This is a genomic window from Paracraurococcus ruber (assembly GCF_004353985.1).
Lineage (GTDB): Bacteria > Pseudomonadota > Alphaproteobacteria > Acetobacterales > Acetobacteraceae > Paracraurococcus > Paracraurococcus ruber.
The window spans coordinates 1-445 of record NZ_SMOA01000707.1 but is presented as its reverse complement, the minus strand read 5'-3'; the positions used below and the strand labels follow the sequence as shown (position 1 = coordinate 445).

Annotated in this window: 1 protein-coding gene; it reads right to left on the bottom strand. The window is 81.8% G+C overall.

Annotation, left to right across the window (positions count from 1 at the left end; genetic code table 11):
- Window positions 1–15: 15 nt before the first annotated feature.
- Window positions 16–445, bottom strand: a 430-nt coding sequence (locus E2C05_RS32510) for a helix-turn-helix transcriptional regulator (protein ID WP_133223682.1), incomplete at its 5' end; no start/stop codon positions are given.

The window sequence follows — 445 nt, the reverse complement described above, 5'->3', positions numbered from 1 at the left end:
CGCCCGGCGGCGCGGTCAGCCGGCGGCCCGGGCCGCCGGCCCGCGCAGGGCGGCGCGATAGGCGCCGGGCGTCATCGCCACCCGCCTGCGGAATTCGCGGGTGAAATGCGCCTGGTCCGAGAAGCCGCAGGCATAGCCGATCGCCGGCAGCGGATCCTCGCCCCCCGCCAGCCGGGCACAGGCTTCCCGCACCTGCACCGCGCGCCCCACCGCCGTCGGCGTCAGCCCATGCGCCGCCAGCCGCCGCTGCAGCGCCCGCGGCGAGAGGCCGAGCCGGCCGGCGGCCTCCGCCAGCGACAGGTGCCGGGCCGGATCCTCCGCCAGGATGGCGGCGAGGCCGGCCGCCTCGGCGCAGCCATCGAAGGTCACCGCCGGGGCGCCCCGCGGGTCGGCCGCGCCGGCCCGGGGCGGGATGGCCGGCGGCGCCTGCCAGCCCGCCCAGGCC